Raw genomic sequence first — 21,092 nt, 5'->3', positions numbered from 1 at the left:
ATGAACGTTTTTTTAGTTACCTCCCCTTTTCAATACATTTGTGCCAATGAAGCTCGTGTCGCTTATCAAGCCAACAAAAACGTATTGGTGTTGATTGAACAAGACAATTCAATAGGACAGCGTCAGATGGCTTCGTTATTGAATGAAAATGACTGGCTGAAAGTGATTCGTTTTCCTCGTAATAAGCGCACGACCATTACACCGAAAATCATCAGGCAAATTATGACCCTAAGTCAAGGTCAGCTAGATACTCTATTCTATAGTGAGTACTTTTCATGGCGCAGCAAACTACTTATCCGAAACTTACCATTCAAAAAACATGTTTTCTTCGATGATGGCACTATGACGTTTTTTGATTACTACGATCATATTGAATCAAAGGCTAAATATTATCGACCTCGTTGGCTACAAGACTTCCAACTTCGCTTAAAAGGCATCCAACCGATAGGACGTTTGGGATATTTTGATAACACCGAGATTTTCTCCATTTTCCATTTCGAAAACTGCATAACGGTGCTACGTGAGAACAAATTATCGGTATTGCGGGAGCAAATTAGTCTGAGCTCAGGAGGGGGCAAACCTAAAAATGTCTTTATTGGTCAAGGTAGTGTTGATGAGTCAGGACGAATCAAAATCGCAGAGTATTTGAATTTAATCCGTGCTGCTATCACACCAAATCAATCAGAACCCTTGCTATACATCCCTCACCGTACAGAAGCAGAGCACGTCACTGAGCAGGTAAAAGGCCTAGAGGGAGTGCAATACCATATGCCAGATTTCCCAATTGAAATCGAACTTATGAAAATAAAAGTCCGGCCTAGTACTATAATTGGACTCTCCTCTACTGCCCTCTATACCTTGTCAAAAATCTACCCTGAGGCGAATATCCAACTTATCCCACCAATAGCTGTTGTCAAAGGAGAGAGGGATAAGCGTATTGCAAATTATTTAAACAACTACTTTACATATTTAAAGGCCTAGATAAGGCAACCATAATATCCGCCCTCTAAAAAGGCAACTTTAATTGTTAGGTGGTAGAGAAGAGCACTACTTTTTCATGCGGTTACTTTTCGGAGGTATTACCGGGTAACAGCTCCTCATAACCAATACTACTGCCAATAAGCCAATTTTTATTTTAAATCAAAGACTAAACCCGTCATCCACGACGATATTCTGCCCTGTTACATAACGAGACTGCTCAGAGAGCAAGAAGAGCACAGAACCAACAACCTCTTCTACATATAGCATGCCTGCACCATGGGTGTTGTTTTTGTAGGCCTCTAAAAATGCGTCTGGTTGATGGTCGAAGATCCCACCTGGACTAACACAGTTTGTACGAAAACGGCTGTCATTAACGTAGGCTGCAGCGTACTTACTCAAATGCTGAATCGCTGATTTAATTGCTGCATACTCTACTGGCATCGTCATCGGAGTGTTGTCATAAATATCAAACTTCGGAGCAACAACACCGTATATCGAGGAAATATTCACTAGTGATAACGGGTGTTCTGTGCGCTTGAAGTAAGCAGCAGCTTGCTGGACAAACAAAAACGCACTCCCTAAATGCAGAGACAGATTGTCATTGAAACTGTCAAAGCTCACATCAAAGAAATGCTTACCGTAGGTTTTGTTTCTTGGGTAAGTGGTGTTTACGGCCCCATCTAACGGCGTATTCCACCCCTCGAAAAAAGCCTTAACTGAGTGCTCATTGGTCACATCCAGCTCAACTAACGAAAATAATTCGTTATCCAGTTCAACTCCCACACTCTCTAAACGTTCTTTCGTCGCATCAACATTGATATCGGCAGCAATAACTTTTGCCCCCTGAGCAAGCACAGCAGGAACTAAACGAGATCCCAATAAGCCCCCAGCTCCAGCAATTAATATCGTCTTACTCTTTAGAAGTTCATTCATCACTCTTCACCCATAACAATAGCTTCTGCTAGTTTAAAATCATAAATATCATCGATATCTATTGCCCTTTCCTTCGGTACCTCGATGCTCGTCACTTTGCCACTGAACAGTCCGTAATTATCCAAGACAAAGCAAGGGGTTGTTGCATAAACAACGGTAGTTATATCAAATACTTCTGGAGCATCTTGTCGTCTTGTTACTTCACCACTTGGTTTATTCACTAATTCAACCAAGCCGTGTTCGTCTTTCTTTACCATGTTAAAAAATGGGCTGCGGCTTGCGGGAGTCACGGAAATACAAATATCCGCAGAATCTTTCTGAAGTTGTAGGATCGACGATTCCACGTCTTCAACACTGCGCAAAGGACTCGTTGCTGGCAGACTAATAAAGTGAGCAAAGTCGCCATAGTTGGCTTGTACCCACTCAACAGCATGACGCCATGAAAGCCACTCTGGGCTCGTGTCTGTTGCTAGTTCTTGTGGGCGTTCAATCAATGTTGCACCACAACCCACGGCGACTTTGGCAATCTCGCTATCATCAGTTGAAACAAAAACATCGCTAATCGATGCACAGGCTTTCGCTGTTTCAATCGAATATTGCAATAGGGGTTTACCAGCAAGTGGTTTAATGTTCTTGCCAGGTAAGCCTTTAGAGCCCCCACGAACAAAAATAAATGCATAGTTTTTCATTGGATAGCCTAGCCTTTAGTTTGAGTTTGAGTTTGAGCATGCTGCTTAATTGTTTCGATTAACTCGACCGTTTTACCAGCCTGTTGAAGGTCAATACAACTATGCTTATTGCCTTTAGTCATATTGATGAAGTCTTGCAACATATTGAGGTACATTTTGTTTTTATCCCAAGCCGGGTCGCTATAAACAGTACTTTCACCAGTATTGTTGGTCTGCTTAACCTCATTTTTAATCAGGTCCCATTCAACCGTACCTTTACTGCCAACAAAGCGGCAACGTCGATAAGCTTGGCACTGTAAAAAATCCAAATGAATATTGACCAAAGTACCACTCTGGGTAGTTGTGACAACATCAACCAAATCTTCCACCTCTAAGCCCAGTTCATCTGAAGAACGTAAGTGAGCGTGTTGTAAAGTTAAATCGCCAAGAAGCCACTGTGCATAGTCTAACTCATGGCTGAGCTCTAATAATGCCCCCCCGCCTAATTCTGCATTAGCAGATACACTGCTTCGATAATCTTTACTTGGGCGCCAATCAGGTAGGTACTGTCCTATTTCAATATACGCATTGTAGAGTTCTCCAATTGCCCCTTTGTCTAATAGTGCTTTTACTTCCAGACTTGAAGGCAAGTAACGTAAGCAATAACCGACAGCAACCGGAGTTTGCGCTTTATCAACGACAGTCTGTAAGTTGTGCACATCTTCAACACGTGTTGTCACTGGTTTTTCAATCAATGTTGGAATACCAGCCTTCAATAACGGGATTGTATGCTCAGCGTGGAAAGGGGCAGGAGATGCAGCAATAACAAGTTCCACATCTGAGCGAATGATCTCATCAAGATCAGAGACGACTTGGTCACAATCAGATACAGGATCTGCTGGAACTCTCCCACTCGCCGACATAGCCAGTAGTCTGCACTGTGGAAACAATAGCTTTAAATTTCTTCTATGTCGGGTAGCAATATTACCCAACCCGATAACAGCAACAGTTTTCAAAACTTAGTCCAGCCCTAGTGTATGAATATCTGCTTGCGCGCGATTAAAGTCATCCATACGACCTATATCCAACCAATATTCATGAATTGGAAACATTAAAACGTTATCACGCTCATTCATATGCTCTTCAAGCAACGTTGGCATATCCACTCGATGATTTTTAGGTACCGAATCAATGACGTCAGGTGACACTACATAAATGCCTGCATTCACAAAAAAGCGCTGAACTGGCTTCTCTACCATACTGGTGATTTTGTTGCCTTCGCCATTAATCACACCATATGGGATCTGATAGTCGTACTCTCTCACACACATTGTTGCGTCAGCGCCGTTATCAACGTGAAAATCAAGAAGACGTTGGAAGTCGACCTTAGTTAAAACATCGCCATTCATCATGATCAGTGGCAGATCTTTTGGTAAATCCTTAGGTAATAATCCCAGTGCACCACCTGTACCTAAAGGCTGCTCTTCGTGAACATAGGTAACATTCACACCCATTTCATTCCCATCGCCAAAATGCGCTTGAATTTGCTCAGGCATATAGTGAGTAGAAATGTAGAAGTTAACAAAGCCTGCTTTAATAAAACTTCGAATAACGGTTTCTAGGATTGGCTTATTGCCGATATGCAGCATAGGTTTAGGGCACGTATCGGTAAGCGGCTTAAGACGAGTGCCAAACCCACCAGCCATAATAAATACAGGATTCTGGTGTTTCGGTTGATGAAGTGCTCCATGAAGAGTTTCTAGCCCAACAACTTTGTCACTAGCATCGAGTAATGGGATCGACAATATCCCCCGACTTTCCATCAACTCAATTAACTCTTCTCGAGAAGACTCTTCGAGTGCTGTTGTCGGATTAGTGTTCATCACCTCTGACACAGATTCAGTCAACGGCAAGTTATTGAGTAAACCACGTCGAATATCGCCGTCTGTAACGACACCAAGCAGTGCATGTCCTTCATCGACAACTAACACAACTCGTAGCGCTTCGTTATTAATGATTTCTAATGCGTCTCGAATTGTGTTGTCTGGTTTAATTAGCACGTTGTTCCAACAATGACTCATGGCACACCTAATTTTAATTTTTTGAATGCTTGGCAACTTACAGCAAGCTAGTATGGTTCGATAATGCTTCTAAAAGGATAACATATGCTTTGTGGTGGTAAGGGTTTCGTTAAAATAGCACCCGCTCCGACAATAGAAAGTGTGCCTAATGTAACACCTTGTATCACCGTTGCATTCGCCCCTACGTAACAACCATATTCAGTTTTGACTTGGCCACACAACGTTGCTTTAGGAGCTATGTGGTTGTGAGCACCAATCTGGCAATCGTGCTCTACAATCGCGCTAGTATTGACGATGCTATGCCGCCCTATGGATGCACCAGCCTGTATAACTGCTCCTTCCATAATTTGAACACCATTTTCTATAGTTGCATATTCAGAGAAAAATGCAGTTTCAGCAATGACACTTTCAAATCGATAGCCTAATCCAATGAAGTAGCTCGCTATCTTTTCCCGCAAGTTAGATTTAGGCATCGCACCAATACCCAACACAAGTCTAACGTCATTGGGAGAAAACTGTTCTACGTCACTATCTTTGAGAAACTGCTTAATCCCCGAGAAAACCCTACGCTGGGAGACATCATCAGGACAAATCACCGCAACTATCTCACGCCCTTGGCGAAGTAAGATATCAGCAAGCACACTAGCATGGCCGCCCCCACCAATTAATACAATTGGCAGCTTAAAAACGACGCTACTCAAGAATCAGCTCTCCAGCTCGATATGCCTTGGAAGAAGTGCGCTCGAGCATGTCCCAATAGCAATAAGGTGACATACCATTACCCGGTCTTTTAATCGTCATGTTTTCGGGTGAAAATGCTTCACCTTCGTCAATATCACGATCAGCGACCAGACTTTTCCTCGCCACCGCTTTATTTTTCACCTCTGATACCGTTGGTGTTTTTACGCGACTTCCTAATGCCAACTCGACCTGTCGAATTGCGCTGACCATGGCCGTTAAGTCTTGAGGTTCAAGAGAAGCTTTGTGATCCGGTCCTTCCATGTTGTTATCTAGCGTAAAGTGCTTTTCAATCAACACCGCACCGCGAGCGACAGCTGCAATAGGAATCGTAATACCTTGACTGTGATCTGAATAACCTGCAGGCAGGTCAAACGCACGACCTAAAGTGTCCATTGCTTTAAGGTTAATCTCTTCCATTGGTGCTGGGTATTCAGTCGTACAGTGTAAAATGGTCACTTTAGTCTTTAGAGCTTGCTGACCCTCATCGGAAGCATAAGCCTCTTGGAAGGCTTGTTCTGAAGGTGTCGCGCTATCATCCGCAGTATAACCGAATGCAATAACTCCCAACGCCGTTTCGATCTCGGACAACGTCGCCATACCGGTAGAAACAATCAAATCACACCCTGTGCGAGCATGCTCTAACACAAGAGGTGCGTTGGTTAGCTCACCAGACGGTAGCTTCAAACGAGTTAAACCAAGGTCGTTGACTAAGAAATCCAAGCTCTCTGAATCAAAAGCCGTTGATAAAAACTCTATGCCGAGTTTCTCACAGTGTTTTACCAATTCATGGTGGGCATCATAGGAGAGCTCTAAGCGACTTAGCATAGCTAATTGCGACTCTTGCTTTTGTGTATTAGTGACCTGATAGTCTGCTTGCTTAGCTTCTTCAGTTACGAGGTTTTTCGCTTTAAACGTCTGAAATTTTACAATATCAGCTCCCGCCTGATGCGCTGCGTCAACCAGCTCAAATGCCAGTTTTTCATCACCATTATGGTTTACGCCTGCTTCGGCAATAATCAGAGTCATACCGCTCTCTCTTTAATTTTCAAGTGACTAAAAGCTAAATTTATAACTTTGTTAGTTCGGCAAATCGTGGAATGTCTTACATGGATTGAAATCCAATATTTTGATCATCTCAATGACCTTGCCACTGGTGTTTCCCTGCCCGTAAGGGTTCTCTATCGCTTCCGTTGGCTCTTTATAGTCACGAGCCACTGCTGAGAGCATCGCTCGCTCAATATCGACTTGATTTGCTTCACAATGCAACACACTCTTAGCAGCCAAACGGCCTTTCTGACGCACACCGATATCGACAGTCGGGACATCAAACGCTGGCACTTCAATAATGCCGCTAGAAGAGTTACCAATAACCGCCGAAGCATGCTTCACTGCGCTTAGATAACGCACTTGCCCTAACGAAGGGATTGCCAATACGCGTTCTGGTTGGCTTGCAGCGTAAGCTTCCAGCATCGGAATGATGCGACGCCCACCATCATCAGCATTTGGGTAAGTCAGAATAACTTGATGCTCTTGAAAAGCATCTAAAGCATCTAGCAAAGCTTGAAAGGATGCTTCTGGCGCTTCATTGCCGAGTGTCACCGGATGATAAGTCACCAAGAAAAACGGCTTAGTCAAAGAAAAGTTGAGAGATTCCCCCAACTCGCCCAATGACATGAAGTCAGCACGTTTAAGGTGGTCAAGGCCTATTGCACCGACATTTCTTACTCGCTCAGGTGCCTCACCCAATTGAATCACCCGCTGACGATATTCGTCTGTCGACGTACCATGCAGGTAGCTCAGCTTGGTAATTGCATGACGAATCGCATCATCGTATGCGCCTTCTGTAATTTCACCACCATGCAAGTGAACAATAGGAATACGCAAAATCATCGCCGTTTGAGCAGCGGCTAATGCCTCAAAGCGATCGCCAAGTATAACCAATACATCAGGCTGTAGACGTGCTAAAGAGTCCGAAAACCCAAGGACACCAAGGCCCATACTTTTAGCGGTACCTACGGCAGAATCAGACGAAAGCAGGATTTCAATTTTTTCATCAATCTTAAATCCATCTTTTTCTATCTGCTGATAGGTCTCCCCAAACTCCGGCGAAAGGTGCATCCCCGAAACGAGAAGCTGCAGTGTTAAATCGGGATCACTTTGAATATCTTTCAAAAGCCAAAAGAGCAGACCATACTCTGCTCTTGTTCCAGTAAAAACCGCTACTTTCTGAATCTTGTTTTCCATTAAGCGCCTTTAGACAGTTGAATGGGTGTGCTCGGAATGTTGATCAAATGCGCTTCAATAAACTCAGACTGCGTCAAGTCACCACGCAATGCGTTCTCGAACATAGGAAGACGATGCATCAACTGCCAAATAGGACGCGTCATGACACCCGCAGAGTTGGTTTCTTCCAAAATTTGTGCTCGTGATGCTGTATCTGGGCAAATAATCGCATTCAGCCAATAATTCGATGTCGCGTATTCTGGCTCTGTCACGAATGTAAATTCTGAACCGGAGAAAAAATGTTGGTATTGTTCAGCCAATTGGCGCTTCTGAGCTAGGTATGATTCGAGCACTTCCATTTGTGCACAACCCAATGCGGCATTCAAATTTGGCATTCGATAATTGAAGCCAGGCTCATCATGATAAAACTCAAAAGGGTGTGGGACCTTAGCTGTCGTGGTCACGTGCTTAGTACGAGCACCCTGCTCTTGAGTTTTACACAGAACCATACCACCGCCACCGGTTGTAATAACTTTATTGCCATTAAAGCTGATCGCAGCATAATCACCGAATGTACCTGTATGTTGGCCTTTATAGAAAGAGCCCAAACTTTCTGCTGCATCTTCCACTAAGACCAGTTGCCACTTTAAACATACGGCGACTAACTCATCGAGTTCGACAGGGTGGCCGAAAGTGTGCATCGGAACCACAGCGCGGATGCGTTGTCTTGTTTGTCTATGGATACAACCTTTTTCAGTCAACTCAGCGTGTTGTGTTAGATAGTGGTCAACAGCTTTAGGGCACAAGCCTAAGCTTACCGGAGATATATCAACAAAAATTGGCTCTGCACCCATGTGGTACAGGGCATTGCAAGTCGCAACGAAGGTCAAAGCTTGTGTAACAACCAAATCACCACGTTGTACGCCCGCCATATAGAGTGCTGCATGTAAAGCCGCGGTGCCATTGACAGCAGCTACCGCCTTAGCACTTCCGGTGTAAGCTTCAATCTTCGATTCAAACTGATCCACAAATTTACCAACACTTGAGACAAACGTACTCTCAATGGTTTCTGTGACGTAAGCTTTCTCGTTGCCATTGAATGTTGGCGCATGCAAAGGAACAAACTCATTGGTTTGGTAAGTATCACGAACAAATTCAACTAATGATGCAGGTTTCATGATCTCTCCTACATTTTACTGTCTAGATATTTGCCTGTTTCTTTGTGTCCAAAGTCAGGAATCATAGTAAAGAATAGCTCGACGATTTGCTCTTTACTCCACTCTCGATCTGATTTCATTTGACCAATTGTACTTTCAAATAAATTCAGTAACTCTTGCTGATACAAAGGGTCGTTTTTAATAATGCCTAGGTTTGCAAAACGCTCCATATCGAGTGTTTCTTTATCGGTAAAAAACTCTTCAAAGTCTTTCTCACCAGTAGTGTCACTAGACGTAAACAAACAAGGCCACTTGCCTTGTGATGGAAGTGTTTTCGCCAACTCACGGGCTTCATCTTCGCTTTCACAAAGATGAGGTTCGTAACCGCGTTGCTCAAGGTACTTCACAGCAATATCTGCAAATGAGATTAAGTGAAGCGCTTCACTAAGTTTAGGGAAGAAGATGTCTCTGTTTCCACCAAAAATGCACGACATTAAGCATAACTCACCAGACTCTTGAGGCGTGACGAAGTAGCGTTTAATGTCATTTGGCGCCACGATAGGTTGGTTTTTCAATAGACGTTGGTTAAAGCCATGTAATAGAGAACCATCAGAGAATGCCACGTTAGCAAAACGTGCTGTCGAGATAGCCATCTCTTCACTTTTACGCATTAGGAACATCTCCATAATACGCTTTGATGCTCCCATCATATTGACTGGATTTGCCGCTTTATCTGTCGAGACACAGAAGTACTTCTTCACACCTGCATCGACAGACTGTTGAATGGTCTTGTCAGTATTAAACACATTCACATCAATCATTCGCATTAGCGTGTACGGATCTTTTTCACTACGGACATGCTTAAGTGCCGATAAGTTCAACACGTAATCGTATTGGCCATCTGCCTTAATAAACGCATCATACTCAATCGAGCCGATATCGAGAGCAAACGTTTGAAAGTCACCATTGATGTAACCAAAAGAACTACGAATATCTCGAACCCCCTCCACCATGTTATTCTCACTGATATCAACAACATGCAATTTCTTTGGATTGCGTTTAAAGATCTCTTTAGTAACCGCTTGACCAATAGAGCCTGCACCACCAAGCACAAGAAAACGGGAATCCGAAACAATACGAGACAGCTCAGCTTCATGCTGACCAATGTCGTGAGTAAACAAAGCATCGGTACGACCGATCAAAGATAAAAGTGAGTTCATACAACCTCTTTAACACTAAACTTTAAAACTAACATTTATTATACCCGAACAATCTGAGGATGCAGGTTCGAATATCTCAAAATTATCATCAATTCGAGACGTCAACGATCCTGTGAGCTTTGGGAGAGTCTAGTCGAGGAATCGGTCGATTACTGCCTCAATCGCGCGTTTGGTCTTGAAGTAGAAACTATATGTCGACTTCTCTTTCATTACCTTCTTAATCATTCGATTGGATTGAGGTTTGGGCCGACGATGTTGGATGAACGGCATTGATAAACACCATCGACGCATTCTCGCCACAGTTTGCTTCTAGAATTTCGTAAATATCTAGAACGCGTGCCGTATAACTAAGGCTAAATACTTCTTCAACATAGGTAGCAACTTGATGAGGATGTGAATAGGTATCCTCTGTCAAATATTCGACATAGTACATAGGTTAAATGGAAGAAAATTTGCTTTAGCTACCTCCATTTTCAGGCTTGAGAAATCATAGTCTAACTCAAACCATAAGAAGTAAGTAACACCGCTTTAATGCTCACACTCTTGATTATCACGAGTGGAATCATGTACCTGTTCACATGCTTCTTTTACTTAGGAGTCAATGTGAATTTCATCAGTTTTATGAATAAGCCTGAAACCATAGAAAACCAAGCACTCTCAATGACCACGAGAATAATAAAAAACTAAAACTTCAACATGCTCTTTATCATCTTTCCTGACCAACTCACAATAAAAGGAAATAAACTTTTAATCTGATGACCTTTAATATAAGAAATCAAAGAGATTGCATATTTTCTATCTTTTTTTGTTAACTGAACTGGAATATCATGAATATCTCGCAATAAAATCAATAAATCTTCATTCTTAGTAAGATACGAATCTAACTCTACTTTCCAAAGAAACTTCGATATAATAAAACGACGAGTCAGTGTAATAAACATTTTCAATGTTAAGTATTGAATTATTTCTTTAGGAACTTCCTTACTATCTAACAACAATCTAATAGCATTAGGGGAATCCTTCATTAACAGCTCCCCATTTGATGTTATAGAGTTAGCTAATGCTCTTCTGTAAGCATAAAATGTAATGTTAATAGTCGACAACCCTTCAGCTCGGCATAACAACCTTGGAACAGTTGCTGTATCTTCAGATACCATACCTACAGGAAATCTTAATCCATCAAACAACTCAGATTTATACAACCTAGCACAAGCCATAATACCATTACTTAATTCCTCAAGAGGGGTTACATTTACTGGTGTGCACTGAGTGACATCAATATCATTGAAATTTACTTCACTTTCAAAACGAAAGTTCCTAAAACTAATAATACTAGGCTTATCATTACAATATACAGAAATTAAAAACTCACAAGTTCTAGGATGTAACGCATCATCACTATCAAGAAATAAAACAAAATCACCAGTCATTATATCAAGCGCACTATTTCTTGCTTCTGACAACCCTTGATTAACTTCTTTTTCAATTAATTTAAAACCGTACTGTTCTTTATACTTCCTTGCAATTGACAAGCTCCCATCAGGAGATTTATCTTCAACCAGTATCACCTCAATATTATCATAAGTTTGATTAACAATTGACATTAAACAGTCATCTAAGAAGCTCTCAACATTATATATTGGTACAATTATAGTTATAACATTCATTTTATTTATTAAACCTGCTAATTTGTTCTAAAGCTTCTTGAAGGTAAGTGAAATTTGGCTTTTCTCCCTTAATTTGACGATTTGTTTTGTCCATAAATTGATATTGACCACCAGCGCCGACTTCTAAGATGTTGTCATCTGAGATCACAGCATATCCACTATAATTCGATGAGATGATCCAATCTCTATCAACGTGCTCACCCAGCAGATCCTCTCCTACTGAGTAATCTTTGACGTCATTGGTTACACCGAGGTAATGCTTCATAACTGTTGGCACAACATCTTGGTGACTAGTCAGGCTTTGTGAAGACCACTTCGTGTCTAGTTTATTAATGCCCGGGCCAAATATCGCAAAAGGCACTTTCACTTGAGCATCGGTAAAGTTGCTATTGTGCCCCCAGAAATTCATCTTGTTATCATTCATTTCTTGGCCATGGTCACCTGTGATAATTACAAGCGTATTCTCAAGGTCGCCCGTTTCTTTAAGCTTGTTCAGCACTTGTTCTGCCACAGAGTCTACGTAGCGCACACTTGTCTTATAACGATTAAAGAATGGTTGGGGATCGGTCTCATTATTGAGCTTCAAGTAGTTAACCACTTGTAACATTGGTTCATAACGAGGTTCGAAGCCTTTAGGGAAGTCATAACCATGCGGTGCATCATAGAACAGGAATGAAAATGCAGGCTTCGAATGATCACGATTTTCATACCAATTTAGCCAATCTTTCGTCAAATTAGCATCAAGTGCCGAAGGACGGTTACCTTTCGAACCAATACGAAGATTTTCAACATTGGTGAATACTGTTTGGTTAAACTCAGGCTTTCTTAGCTGTGCAGCAGTAAAGATACCTAAATCGTAATCGAGTTCTTGTAGGCGATCGATGAAAACAGGGCTTTGTTGATTCGCTAAAAAGCCATGCCAGTATGTACCAGGAATACCGTAAAACAGACCAAAAATACCGGTGCGAGTCGCATTACCTGCAGCCATATGGTTTTCAAAGATTAAACCGTCTTGAGCGAACTCCCACATAGCGGGTGTATTGTCAGCATTAAATGTGTCATATCTCCAAGAATCGACAACAAGGAACATAATGTTGACTGGTTTTTCAACACTCTCTATTTTCAAAGGAGATAGCGGATAGTTAAGGTCGCTCTTACGATTTAACGTCAGTGACTTTTGGCGAGTAATCGCTTCTTCATCTATCCAACCATACTTTTTCATCATGCTGTTTGACGTCGCTGGATAGAACAGAGGTAAGTAGCGCTTCACCATTGTCACGGGCTGATACGCATGCGCAGCTGCCCAAATGTGAATACCATGAGTTGCTAATAGTGTTAGGAAAGTAATACAAGCAAACTTACGACCTAGCTTGTACGAACGTACTGGTGCATCGTTTTCCAACCAACGGATCAAAGCCCACTGAAGTCCAAGCAGTAAAGCAATACCACTTATCACCATCACCCACGTAATCAGTGGGAAGCTGACGATTTGTCCTGAGAGTACCAGTTCAAGAACAACGGCATTGATATGAAAACGGTACTGTGCAAAAACAATCGTATCGATGAAAAGTGTTGCTACACCAATTGAGGCGATGATTGCTTGTAATAAGTTTCTTGGGGTCTTGGGTAGGAATAAGCTAGGTAGCGCTACTAGACCGATTAACGCCGCAATCAACGTCATTTGCCCAAAAACAGACACTATAATAAAAACGACGGCTAATGGCTCTGAAGGAAACTCAGGCAAAAATGAGAAATAACGACACGCAATCAACATAGCAACGAGAGCATTCACCAGAATAAACCACCCGTGTGCATGTAGCCTCTGTTTCAAAGACATATTTATTTTCCTAACTAATTTTATGGATGACTATTTAGCGAAATAATCATTGTATCCTGCAAGAAGAGTATCGAACTCCTCTTCTTGCCAATGTATTTGACGTTTATTTAACTCTTTAAAGAAAGAGCGCTTCAGGCGATCGAGGTTGGATTGCTTCCAATAGCGTCCTTTACCATAACCACACTTATCGAAATCGATAATCCAAATTCGTTCACGCTTATCAATGAGAATATTATGAATATTTAAATCGGTATGATTAACACCCACGCTGTGCATCTTCGCTATTTGGTGTCCAATCTCACGGTACAAGTCTGCCGAGACTGAGGTTGTTGTCAAGATATCGACAAGACCTGTGGCACCAGCAATCTTCTCACTCAACAAATCCGCTCGATATGAGAATCTAGCTTTGGTCGCTCTTGCGGCGATAGGTTTCGGAACATTTACACCAGCTTCGATCAAATCATTAAGCAGCTGCATTTCCATATAGCTACGTGTCTTATCCCAACCACTAAACCAATAACTATCTTGAACCAACTTACCAAGTAGACCACCGCGACGATAGTGTCGAAGCGCTGCTGATAATTTCCCTGTATCAACAAACCAAGTAGTTCCTCGACCTGCTGCACTGCCTATCACACTTTCCAGGCCTTGCCAGTATTCGATATCAAACACTAATTCAGGAGGATGAGCCAACAGCTGAGCGTCAAACCATATTACAGAGTTACTTGTGTGGATTTTTTTGATCATGATTTAGATTACCAATAATGATTGATCAGAATAAAAGCCCAAGTAAAACCAGCAAATAGTAGAGCAACGAATACCGCTGCAGAGCCGATGTCTTTAGCTCTACCACTAAGCTCATGGCGCTCAACACCCACTCGGTCAACAACCGCCTCAATAGCAGAGTTCACCAACTCGACAATTAACACCAGAACCACAACACCCAACATGAGAACTGTTTCTATAAGACTGACATCTAACCAAATCAACGCAACAATCGCGACACACAACAGAATCAACTCTTGTCTAATTGCTGCTTCATATCTAAAGGCAGCTTTCAAGCCCTTGATAGAGTAGCCCGTGGCTTTAATGATCCTTTTAAGACCAGTATTTCCTGGTTTTCCTTGGTTTTCTGCTGTCATGTGTGAGCCATCTGCTATTTGGTAAGTGTAAAACGAGCACTATTTTACATTTATCGGCGCTGTCTGCATAATCTTAGACAATTAAATTTATGAGCGTTTTTTATGCCCCTTTTTACTCAACCACCTGAATCTGTTTGTTTTTTGCGTCTATCCGCTATTGGTGATGTTTGTCATGCTGTTGCGGCCATACAAGCCTTGCAAAAACAATGGCCTACAACCAGAGTAACCTGGATTATAGGAAAGGTTGAAGCTCAATTGTTAGAAGGGCTAGAAGGTGTCGAACTGGTCATATTTGATAAAAAGGCTGGGCTATCCGGAATGCAATCAGTATGGAAGCAACTGTCAGGGCGAAAATTTGACGCATTAATTCATATGCAACTAGCACTGAGAGCAAGTTTACTGACTTTAGGCATCAAAGCAGTTCATAAAGTAGGATTTAACTTTAAACGAGCCAAAGAGGCTCAATGGCTTTTCACTAATAAAAAAATTGGGGATATTCAATCTCAACACGTTCTCGACAGCTTCTACTCTTTTGTCGAATATTTAGGTGTACCTCGCTCTATACCCGAATGGAACTTACCTATTGGTACCGAGGATACTCTGTTTGCCAAAGAATCATTGGGCTCTAACCCTACGGTTGTCATTAGCCCAGCAGCAAGTAAAGACGAACGTAACTGGTTGCCTGAACGCTACGCTGAATTTGCCGACTATGTAATATCTCAGGGTTACCAAGTAGTTATTTGCGGATCTCCCGCCGAACGAGAAATTACTCTAGCAAAAGTAATCACAGAAAAGATGACTCAACCAAGTATTAACCTTGTTGGAAAAACATCATTAAAACAATTAACAGCTATTCTAAAAGAATCCACTGTTGTTGTTGCTCCCGATTCAGGGCCGGCTCATATTGCCACCACTCAAGGAACACCTGTCATTGGTTTGTATGGACATAGTAACCCTTTGAGAACTGGCCCATACAACAACTTATCCTCTGTCGTCACTGTGTATGAAAAACACGTTGAACAACAACATAAAAAACCTATATCTGAGTTACCATGGAGTACTCGGGTCAAAGGCGACCATATTATGGCAGATATTTCGGTCGCATCAGTTGTGCAATCTTTCGAACAAATTACACAAGGTAAATAACATCATGCCAAGTACAGAAAAACCAACATTAGCCGTTGCTCTGATTGTTAAAAATGAAGCACAAAATCTTAATGATTGTTTAAAAACTGTCGCCGATTGGGTTGATGAAATTGTTGTTCTCGACTCTGGTAGCACAGATGAAACCGAGCATGTTGCTCGTAAGTACACAGACAAATTTTACGAAAATAAACAATGGCCTGGTTTCGGGCCGCAACGACGTCTAGCTCAAGAGTATGTTAAGTCAGACTTTGTACTTTGGTTAGATGCAGATGAACGGGTTACTGATGAGCTCAAATCGAGTATTCAACAAGCCGTTGAAAAAAATGAATCAAACACTCTTTATAGTATTTGTCGCTTAAGCTGGGTATTTGGTCGCTATATACGTCATTGTGGTTGGTACCCTGACCGAGTAGTACGCTTGTATCCAACAAAACTAACTAAGTATGATACCGCGCAAGTTCATGAAAAAGTGCTAGTTGATAAATCAATGGTGGTACAAGTGCTATCCGGTGACGCGATTCACTTCACTTACAACGACCTAGAGCACTACCTCAAAAAATCCAATTCTTATGCTCTAGCTTGGAGTGCTGACAAAGCAAAACAAGGTAAAAAGGGCAGTTTTTCAAGCATCATTACTCATGCTTTAGCCTGTTTTATTAAAATGTACATTCTCAAAACTGGCTTCCTAGATGGCAAGCAAGGACTATTGTTATCGATGCTCTCGACACACTACACCATCGTGAAATATTCGGACCTATGGATCAGAACATCGACAAAGAAACACGATATGCGTGAATGCCATAAACAAAATGTTAATTAAGCGAGAAACTAGAATGAACATTTGCCATGTCAATCTTGCTACTGGGTTTAGTGGTGGGGAACGACAAACATTAGTGTTGATTAAAGAACAAATTAAACTCGGCTATACTCTGACTGTTGTTGCTAACCCTAAAAGCCCTTTTTTTGTAGAAGTTGAAAAACTCAACTGTCGCGTATTCCCTTCGAAGCACTTTTTGTTAGGGCATCGGTCTATAATTACCAAGGACTGTACCCTAATGCATGTGCATGAAGGTCGAGCTATTTACTGGGCCTACATACAAAAACTGCTCTTCAAAAAACCTTATATCATCACCCGTCGCATTGATAACCCTTTGAAAAAAAAGGCTCTATCCCTACGAGCTTATGAAGCAGCGTCTGCCATTACAGGTGTTAGTAACAAAGTAGTCGAAGTGGTCAAGCGAAGGCACCCCAAGGCTCACGCTGTCTTCATACCGGACTCTCCAGCAAGATATACATCAGATCCAATTGAGGTAAAAAAAATACGTGAGCAATTTGAAGGCAAGTTTCTCGTTATAAAAGCGGCCAAAATGTACAAACACAAAGGCTTTGACATCGCGATTGAAGCTGCAACACTACTGAATAACATCAACAAAAATATAGAGTTCGCTCTGCTTGGTGACGGCCCTGAATTCGAAGCACTTAAAGCACAAGCAGCTGGTGCATCGAATGTTTATTTCATGGGGAACCAGAAAGAGGTCGGTAACTGGTTTGAAGCTGCCGATTTACTGATTCATACATCTCACACCGAGGGGATGGGCTCTGTCATTTTGGAAGCTATGGCAGCAGGGTTACCCGTCGTGGGTTCAAAAGCAGGAGGAATCCCTGATGTTATTACACATGATGAATCTGGATTGTTGTTTGAAATAGCAGATGCCAAAGAATTAAGCGCACACATTCAATCTATCTACCACTCGAAAGAGCTGCGAGATAGGCTCATCGATGGTGCGGCTCAGCATCTAAATAAATTTGAGATCGAAACCACGGCTCAAACTTATCAATCACTCTACCAACAGTTTGAGAAACAATTATGAACAAGAAAGTTCTTTACCCTGGTACTTTTGATCCACTCACCAATGGACACCTTGATCTAATAGAACGAGCAGCTGAAATGTTCGATGAGGTGATCATTGCCGTAGCTGCTAGCCCTAGCAAAAATACGATGTTCACTTTGGAAGAACGGGTAAATTTTTGCATCGAGGTAACTCAACATCTTGATAATGTGACAGCACAAGGATTCAGTGGACTCATGGTCGACTTCGCCAAAGAAGTAGAAGCAAATATATTAATTAGAGGTTTGCGTACTACAGTCGACTTTGAATACGAATTTGGACTAACCAACATGTATCGTAGGTTAATGCCAGGTTTGGAAAGTGTGTTCTTAACACCTGCTGAAAAGTATGCCTTTATCTCGTCTACTATAGTCAGAGAGGTCGCTATTCATGGTGGGGATGTTACTCAATTCGTTCCAACAGTTATTGCAAAAGCACTTCACACTAAGAAACACGCCTAAGTACAATCAGCCCTCCACTATGGAAGGGCTGATGTTTTTCTACAACCTAAGGAGCTGACGTAATTTGATAGCGCAAATAATAATTTTGTAACTTACGATAATCTTTAGCCCAATTAGAGTCGGGGTTTTCCGTCGACTTTTTGTGATTTAGCAACTTATTGTCATCTCGCCAAGGATACAATTGTTCCGCATTAGAATTAGCGAAAGCCCCTTTTTGAGTAATTGTTCGAGAGCTGTTGTAACCAATATTACTCACACCATCTTGAGATAGCATGTTTTCACCGCCTAGAGAGACATAATCTTGGCTAGACAAACTGAAATGATACAAGGTTGGATAGACATCTCGATGTGAACCAATCCGATATTGATCATACTCATAGTCTGTATTGTCTAAAATTTCAGCTGGGACATACATATAGAATGGTACGCCAAACGTAAGACCGAACTCTTCCTTAGTATTCGTCGCTAAATAACGTACACGATGATCACCTGAAGCAGCTATCAAGGTTTGCTTACTTAACGGTGATGCCTTAACACCAGTAATAAATTGCCCTAAAGAGTCGTTCGCATATTGGTAAACCTGAAGTAGATCTTTCGCTTCCTCTTCCATTGGGCCGAGTAATTGTTTTAGTCGATAGCTTTCTTGTACAGGCTTAACTTGATAGTCTGAAGGCGATCTAAATGGGGAGTGATTGGTCACCGTCATGATATATATCATCTGCGGCTTGTCCGCTTCATCAAGCAATTTACGAGCAAACTTAAAGATAAATTCATCTGGAACCCCCCAGGTATCCGTTTCCTCTTTAGCTTCTGGGAATGCTTTGATGATGCTATTTTCGTCATAAACAGCATCAAAACCTTGACGTGGTAGATAATTTGCCAAATTACGCCACATACTGTTACCACCATATATAAACACGACATCATAGCCCGCCTGTTTATACGGCAAGACAGCAGAACTTGGCAACTCAACGCGTTGTGCATTTGAGTGGCTGATTGTCGGTATAGCACTATGGAACAGCATCATAACAATGCTGTCTATCGTCGCAGATGTACCCGCCATGAAACGCTCAAAGACAAAATCTTCATCAAAGTGTTTTCTTAAAGAGCCCAAAAGATCATTGTTTTCTGGGTCATCTTCCACAAGCACATTGCTTCCAAGCCCCTCCATCAATGCCATTACGACGTGAGGTTGATGGGCTTCTAGGTAATCATTTTTAGGCGTCGTATAAATCGGATTAGGCTGCCCCAATACCTTGAGCATTTGCTGCTCTAGTGCTTGCTTAGAAATAGGCTCAAATTTAGATTGTTTTTTATAGTCACTCTTGGCCCAATCAAGCGCCATAAACGCATTCGGGGTAATATTATTTAAAGGTGCGTATTGTGAAACATTTGCATGATAGCGCTTCAAAGGTAACGTCCCGATAGAACCACGAGCTATCATCACTGTGACCCCAATGACCATAACGACTGACACTACAACTTGCCACCATCGACGATCAGCCCACTTTTTTTCATTAAAATAGGTGGTTAATTTACTTGAACCCAAATAGCCTAACAATCCGATGAAGATAGCGGTAAGAAAAGAGCGCAATATCGGATAGTCTGCCCAAGCATTCTCAAGAACGGCCTCAGTATCATCATCAACTAAGCCAAAAACAAAGACATCAATATAAGTCCCATAAGTGACATAGTAGTAATAGTTGGCAATAGACATTGCTGAAAGTAGAAAAAATATCAATGCGCTGTAGTTAGGTATAAACCGGATGAATTTTTGATATAGATAAGAAAAACTAGAAAGGATAAGTCCAACAAGTAACAGTGGTGCAAAACCTATTGCAACAACTTTAGCATCAAAACGAAAACCAACCCAAAAGGCACGCCAGACATCCGCCTCAATACCTATCAGTTCTGAAGAGTCGACGATCTGAAAGTAGAACATTGCACGAGAAAGCGATAAGAGTGCAATGCCAGTAAAAAAAAGCACTATGAGGGTGCGAGTTAACTTACGATAGTTTTGGTCAAAATCCATATGATATGCTTGTGGATAAAGTGGTTTGAAATATAACGGAGCATGCTACCACAGCCGAGTTCTACACTCGGCTCATTAATCAAAAAGTGACCTTTCCAAACAGCTAGATTTGACAGTGTTCACAAAAGAACGTATTCCGCTGCCCTATTTTTAACTCTTGGATTAGAGCTTCACAGTTAGGGCACTTTTCACCGGCTTTCCCATAGACTTGTAGCTCTTGGGCGAAATACCCCGGCTTGCCATCTGCTTGCGCGAAATCTTTTAAAGTGGTGCCACCTTGTTTTATAGCAGTGGCAAGTACCTCTTTAATCTCTTGAGTTAACAAGATCCACTCGGCTTGAGTTATCTTGTTAGCAGGGCGAAGTGGATGAATTCTTGAAGAAAATAATGCTTCGTTGGCGTAGATGTTTCCCACGCCTACCACTACTTTGTTGTCCATAATGAACTGTTTGACGGCAACCTTACGCTTTTCTGCTTTCTCAGCGATGTAGTCTGCGTTGAAGTCGTCAGTTAATGGCTCAGGACCAGAACCAATTAATACAGTATGTATCTCATCAGGCGCCGACCATAGCCAAGCACCAAAACGACGCGGATCGTTGTAACGCAATATCTTGCCATTGGTGAGCTTCAGATCAACATGATCGTGTTTTGCTGGCGGGAAATCTGCGTCTAACACGCGCAGTGAGCCAGACATACCAAGGTGAACAATTGCTGTGCCAGTATCTGTCTCAATCAATAGATACTTTGCGCGACGTGAGATAGAGCGAATCACCTGTCCTTCTAGTTGCTTAAGTTCTTGAGGGATATCCCAACGCAGTTTCGGTGTACGAAAAGTCAGAGTCTTTATCTTCTCACCGACTAAATGAGGCGAGATCCCCATGCGGCTTACTTCAACTTCGGGTAATTCAGGCATA

Annotated in this window: 21 protein-coding genes; 5 read left to right on the top strand and 16 right to left on the bottom strand. The window is 41.9% G+C overall.

Going from position 1 to position 21,092, the window contains the following annotated elements:
• A complete protein-coding gene (locus AC3CH4_RS00850; RefSeq protein ID WP_488526802.1) occupies window positions 1-981 on the top strand; it encodes a polysialyltransferase family glycosyltransferase in 981 nt (326 codons plus the stop codon).
• Between the two features lie 159 nt (window positions 982-1,140).
• Here the strand turns inward: AC3CH4_RS00850 and AC3CH4_RS00845 are convergent, their stop codons facing one another.
• The 14 genes from AC3CH4_RS00845 to AC3CH4_RS00780 form a co-directional block, all read right to left on the bottom strand.
• Window positions 1,141-1,914 carry an oxidoreductase gene (locus tag AC3CH4_RS00845; RefSeq protein ID WP_488526801.1) on the bottom strand — a complete coding sequence of 258 codons (774 nt, stop codon included), beginning with the start codon at window positions 1,912-1,914 and terminating at the stop codon, window positions 1,141-1,143.
• A complete protein-coding gene (locus tag AC3CH4_RS00840; RefSeq protein ID WP_488526800.1) occupies window positions 1,914-2,603 on the bottom strand; it encodes an acylneuraminate cytidylyltransferase family protein in 690 nt (229 codons plus the stop codon). The genes AC3CH4_RS00845 and AC3CH4_RS00840 overlap by 1 nt, the downstream gene beginning before the upstream one ends.
• Before the next feature lie 8 nt (window positions 2,604-2,611).
• Entirely contained in the window at window positions 2,612-3,574 is a 963-nt protein-coding gene (locus tag AC3CH4_RS00835) for a Gfo/Idh/MocA family protein (protein WP_488543607.1), read from the bottom strand.
• A 27-nt stretch (window positions 3,575-3,601) separates the two neighbouring features.
• On the bottom strand, window positions 3,602-4,663 hold the full coding sequence (locus tag AC3CH4_RS00830) for a nucleotidyltransferase family protein (protein WP_488526798.1): 1,062 nt from the start codon (window positions 4,661-4,663) through the stop codon (window positions 3,602-3,604).
• 47 nt (window positions 4,664-4,710) lie between these two features.
• Window positions 4,711-5,364, bottom strand: a complete 654-nt coding sequence (locus tag AC3CH4_RS00825) for an acetyltransferase (protein WP_488543156.1) — start codon at window positions 5,362-5,364, stop codon at window positions 4,711-4,713.
• A complete protein-coding gene (gene neuB, locus AC3CH4_RS00820) occupies window positions 5,357-6,430 on the bottom strand; it encodes an N-acetylneuraminate synthase (protein WP_488543155.1) in 1,074 nt (357 codons plus the stop codon). The genes AC3CH4_RS00825 and neuB overlap by 8 nt, the downstream gene beginning before the upstream one ends.
• Window positions 6,431-6,481: 51 nt before the next feature.
• A complete protein-coding gene (neuC, locus tag AC3CH4_RS00815) occupies window positions 6,482-7,648 on the bottom strand; it encodes a UDP-N-acetylglucosamine 2-epimerase (RefSeq protein WP_488543154.1) in 1,167 nt (388 codons plus the stop codon).
• Window positions 7,648-8,805, bottom strand: coding sequence for a LegC family aminotransferase (locus AC3CH4_RS00810; RefSeq protein ID WP_017086716.1), 1,158 nt, complete (start codon window positions 8,803-8,805; stop codon window positions 7,648-7,650). Before AC3CH4_RS00810 ends, neuC begins: the two co-directional genes overlap by 1 nt.
• 8 nt (window positions 8,806-8,813) lie before the next feature.
• On the bottom strand, window positions 8,814-10,004 hold the full coding sequence (locus tag AC3CH4_RS00805) for a UDP-N-acetylglucosamine 4,6-dehydratase (RefSeq protein WP_488543153.1): 1,191 nt from the start codon (window positions 10,002-10,004) through the stop codon (window positions 8,814-8,816).
• A 217-nt stretch (window positions 10,005-10,221) separates the two neighbouring features.
• Window positions 10,222-10,419, bottom strand: a complete 198-nt coding sequence (locus AC3CH4_RS00800; RefSeq protein ID WP_488543152.1) for a hypothetical protein — start codon at window positions 10,417-10,419, stop codon at window positions 10,222-10,224.
• Between the two features lie 268 nt (window positions 10,420-10,687).
• Window positions 10,688-11,608 (bottom strand): glycosyltransferase family 2 protein, encoded by a 921-nt coding sequence (locus tag AC3CH4_RS00795; protein ID WP_488543151.1) that lies wholly within the window; start codon window positions 11,606-11,608, stop codon window positions 10,688-10,690.
• A gap of 64 nt (window positions 11,609-11,672) precedes the next feature.
• Window positions 11,673-13,508, bottom strand: coding sequence for a DUF3413 domain-containing protein (locus AC3CH4_RS00790; RefSeq protein ID WP_488543150.1), 1,836 nt, complete (start codon window positions 13,506-13,508; stop codon window positions 11,673-11,675).
• Between the two features lie 30 nt (window positions 13,509-13,538).
• Window positions 13,539-14,255, bottom strand: a complete 717-nt coding sequence (locus AC3CH4_RS00785; protein WP_488543149.1) for a 3-deoxy-D-manno-octulosonic acid kinase — start codon at window positions 14,253-14,255, stop codon at window positions 13,539-13,541.
• A gap of 8 nt (window positions 14,256-14,263) precedes the next feature.
• Window positions 14,264-14,650 (bottom strand): diacylglycerol kinase, encoded by a 387-nt coding sequence (locus tag AC3CH4_RS00780; protein WP_488543148.1) that lies wholly within the window; start codon window positions 14,648-14,650, stop codon window positions 14,264-14,266.
• Between the two features lie 102 nt (window positions 14,651-14,752).
• Between AC3CH4_RS00780 and AC3CH4_RS00775 the strand changes: the two genes are divergently transcribed.
• From AC3CH4_RS00775 to coaD, 4 genes are read left to right on the top strand one after another with little or no spacing between them, the layout of a single operon-like run.
• Entirely contained in the window at window positions 14,753-15,796 is a 1,044-nt protein-coding gene (locus AC3CH4_RS00775; RefSeq protein ID WP_488543147.1) for a glycosyltransferase family 9 protein, read from the top strand.
• A 4-nt stretch (window positions 15,797-15,800) separates the two neighbouring features.
• Complete coding sequence (locus AC3CH4_RS00770) at window positions 15,801-16,616, top strand: glycosyltransferase family 2 protein (RefSeq protein ID WP_488543146.1); 816 nt, start codon at window positions 15,801-15,803, stop codon at window positions 16,614-16,616.
• Window positions 16,617-16,629: 13 nt separating this feature from the next.
• The gene (locus tag AC3CH4_RS00765; RefSeq protein WP_171328772.1) at window positions 16,630-17,667 is read left to right on the top strand and encodes a glycosyltransferase family 4 protein; all 1,038 of its coding nucleotides are present in this window, start codon (window positions 16,630-16,632) and stop codon (window positions 17,665-17,667) included.
• Window positions 17,664-18,146 (top strand): pantetheine-phosphate adenylyltransferase, encoded by a 483-nt coding sequence (coaD, locus tag AC3CH4_RS00760; RefSeq protein ID WP_171328770.1) that lies wholly within the window; start codon window positions 17,664-17,666, stop codon window positions 18,144-18,146. The genes AC3CH4_RS00765 and coaD overlap by 4 nt, the downstream gene beginning before the upstream one ends.
• 46 nt (window positions 18,147-18,192) lie before the next feature.
• Here the strand turns inward: coaD and AC3CH4_RS00755 are convergent, their stop codons facing one another.
• A complete protein-coding gene (locus AC3CH4_RS00755) occupies window positions 18,193-20,178 on the bottom strand; it encodes an LTA synthase family protein (RefSeq protein WP_171328768.1) in 1,986 nt (661 codons plus the stop codon).
• A gap of 103 nt (window positions 20,179-20,281) precedes the next feature.
• The gene (mutM, locus tag AC3CH4_RS00750; RefSeq protein ID WP_479253353.1) at window positions 20,282-21,091 is read right to left on the bottom strand and encodes a bifunctional DNA-formamidopyrimidine glycosylase/DNA-(apurinic or apyrimidinic site) lyase; all 810 of its coding nucleotides are present in this window, start codon (window positions 21,089-21,091) and stop codon (window positions 20,282-20,284) included.
• Window position 21,092: the final 1 nt, after the last annotated feature.

The sequence above is a fragment of the Vibrio sp. QJM3NY_26 genome (assembly GCF_057786005.1).
The sequence above is the reverse complement of the archived record's forward strand: the minus strand, read 5'-3'. Positions and strand labels throughout refer to the sequence as shown.

Bases quoted from the DNA above. Each gene is read 5' to 3' on its own strand.
- AC3CH4_RS00850 (WP_488526802.1), top strand. From the start codon at position 1: ATGAACGTTTTTTTAGTTACCTCCCCTTTTCAATACATTTGTGCCAAT.
- AC3CH4_RS00845 (WP_488526801.1), bottom strand. From the start codon at position 1,914: ATGAATGAACTTCTAAAGAGTAAGACGATATTAATTGCTGGAGCTGGG.
- AC3CH4_RS00840 (WP_488526800.1), bottom strand. From the start codon at position 2,603: ATGAAAAACTATGCATTTATTTTTGTTCGTGGGGGCTCTAAAGGCTTA.
- AC3CH4_RS00830 (WP_488526798.1), bottom strand. From the start codon at position 4,663: ATGAGTCATTGTTGGAACAACGTGCTAATTAAACCAGACAACACAATT.
- neuB (WP_488543155.1), bottom strand. From the start codon at position 6,430: ATGACTCTGATTATTGCCGAAGCAGGCGTAAACCATAATGGTGATGAA.
- neuC (WP_488543154.1), bottom strand. From the start codon at position 7,648: ATGGAAAACAAGATTCAGAAAGTAGCGGTTTTTACTGGAACAAGAGCA.
- AC3CH4_RS00810 (WP_017086716.1), bottom strand. From the start codon at position 8,805: ATGAAACCTGCATCATTAGTTGAATTTGTTCGTGATACTTACCAAACC.
- AC3CH4_RS00805 (WP_488543153.1), bottom strand. From the start codon at position 10,004: ATGAACTCACTTTTATCTTTGATCGGTCGTACCGATGCTTTGTTTACT.
- AC3CH4_RS00795 (WP_488543151.1), bottom strand. From the start codon at position 11,608: ATGTCAATTGTTAATCAAACTTATGATAATATTGAGGTGATACTGGTT.
- AC3CH4_RS00790 (WP_488543150.1), bottom strand. From the start codon at position 13,508: ATGTCTTTGAAACAGAGGCTACATGCACACGGGTGGTTTATTCTGGTG.
- AC3CH4_RS00785 (WP_488543149.1), bottom strand. From the start codon at position 14,255: ATGATCAAAAAAATCCACACAAGTAACTCTGTAATATGGTTTGACGCT.
- AC3CH4_RS00780 (WP_488543148.1), bottom strand. From the start codon at position 14,650: ATGACAGCAGAAAACCAAGGAAAACCAGGAAATACTGGTCTTAAAAGG.
- AC3CH4_RS00775 (WP_488543147.1), top strand. From the start codon at position 14,753: ATGCCCCTTTTTACTCAACCACCTGAATCTGTTTGTTTTTTGCGTCTA.
- AC3CH4_RS00770 (WP_488543146.1), top strand. From the start codon at position 15,801: ATGCCAAGTACAGAAAAACCAACATTAGCCGTTGCTCTGATTGTTAAA.
- AC3CH4_RS00765 (WP_171328772.1), top strand. From the start codon at position 16,630: ATGAACATTTGCCATGTCAATCTTGCTACTGGGTTTAGTGGTGGGGAA.
- coaD (WP_171328770.1), top strand. From the start codon at position 17,664: ATGAACAAGAAAGTTCTTTACCCTGGTACTTTTGATCCACTCACCAAT.
- AC3CH4_RS00755 (WP_171328768.1), bottom strand. From the start codon at position 20,178: ATGGATTTTGACCAAAACTATCGTAAGTTAACTCGCACCCTCATAGTG.
- mutM (WP_479253353.1), bottom strand. From the start codon at position 21,091: ATGCCTGAATTACCCGAAGTTGAAGTAAGCCGCATGGGGATCTCGCCT.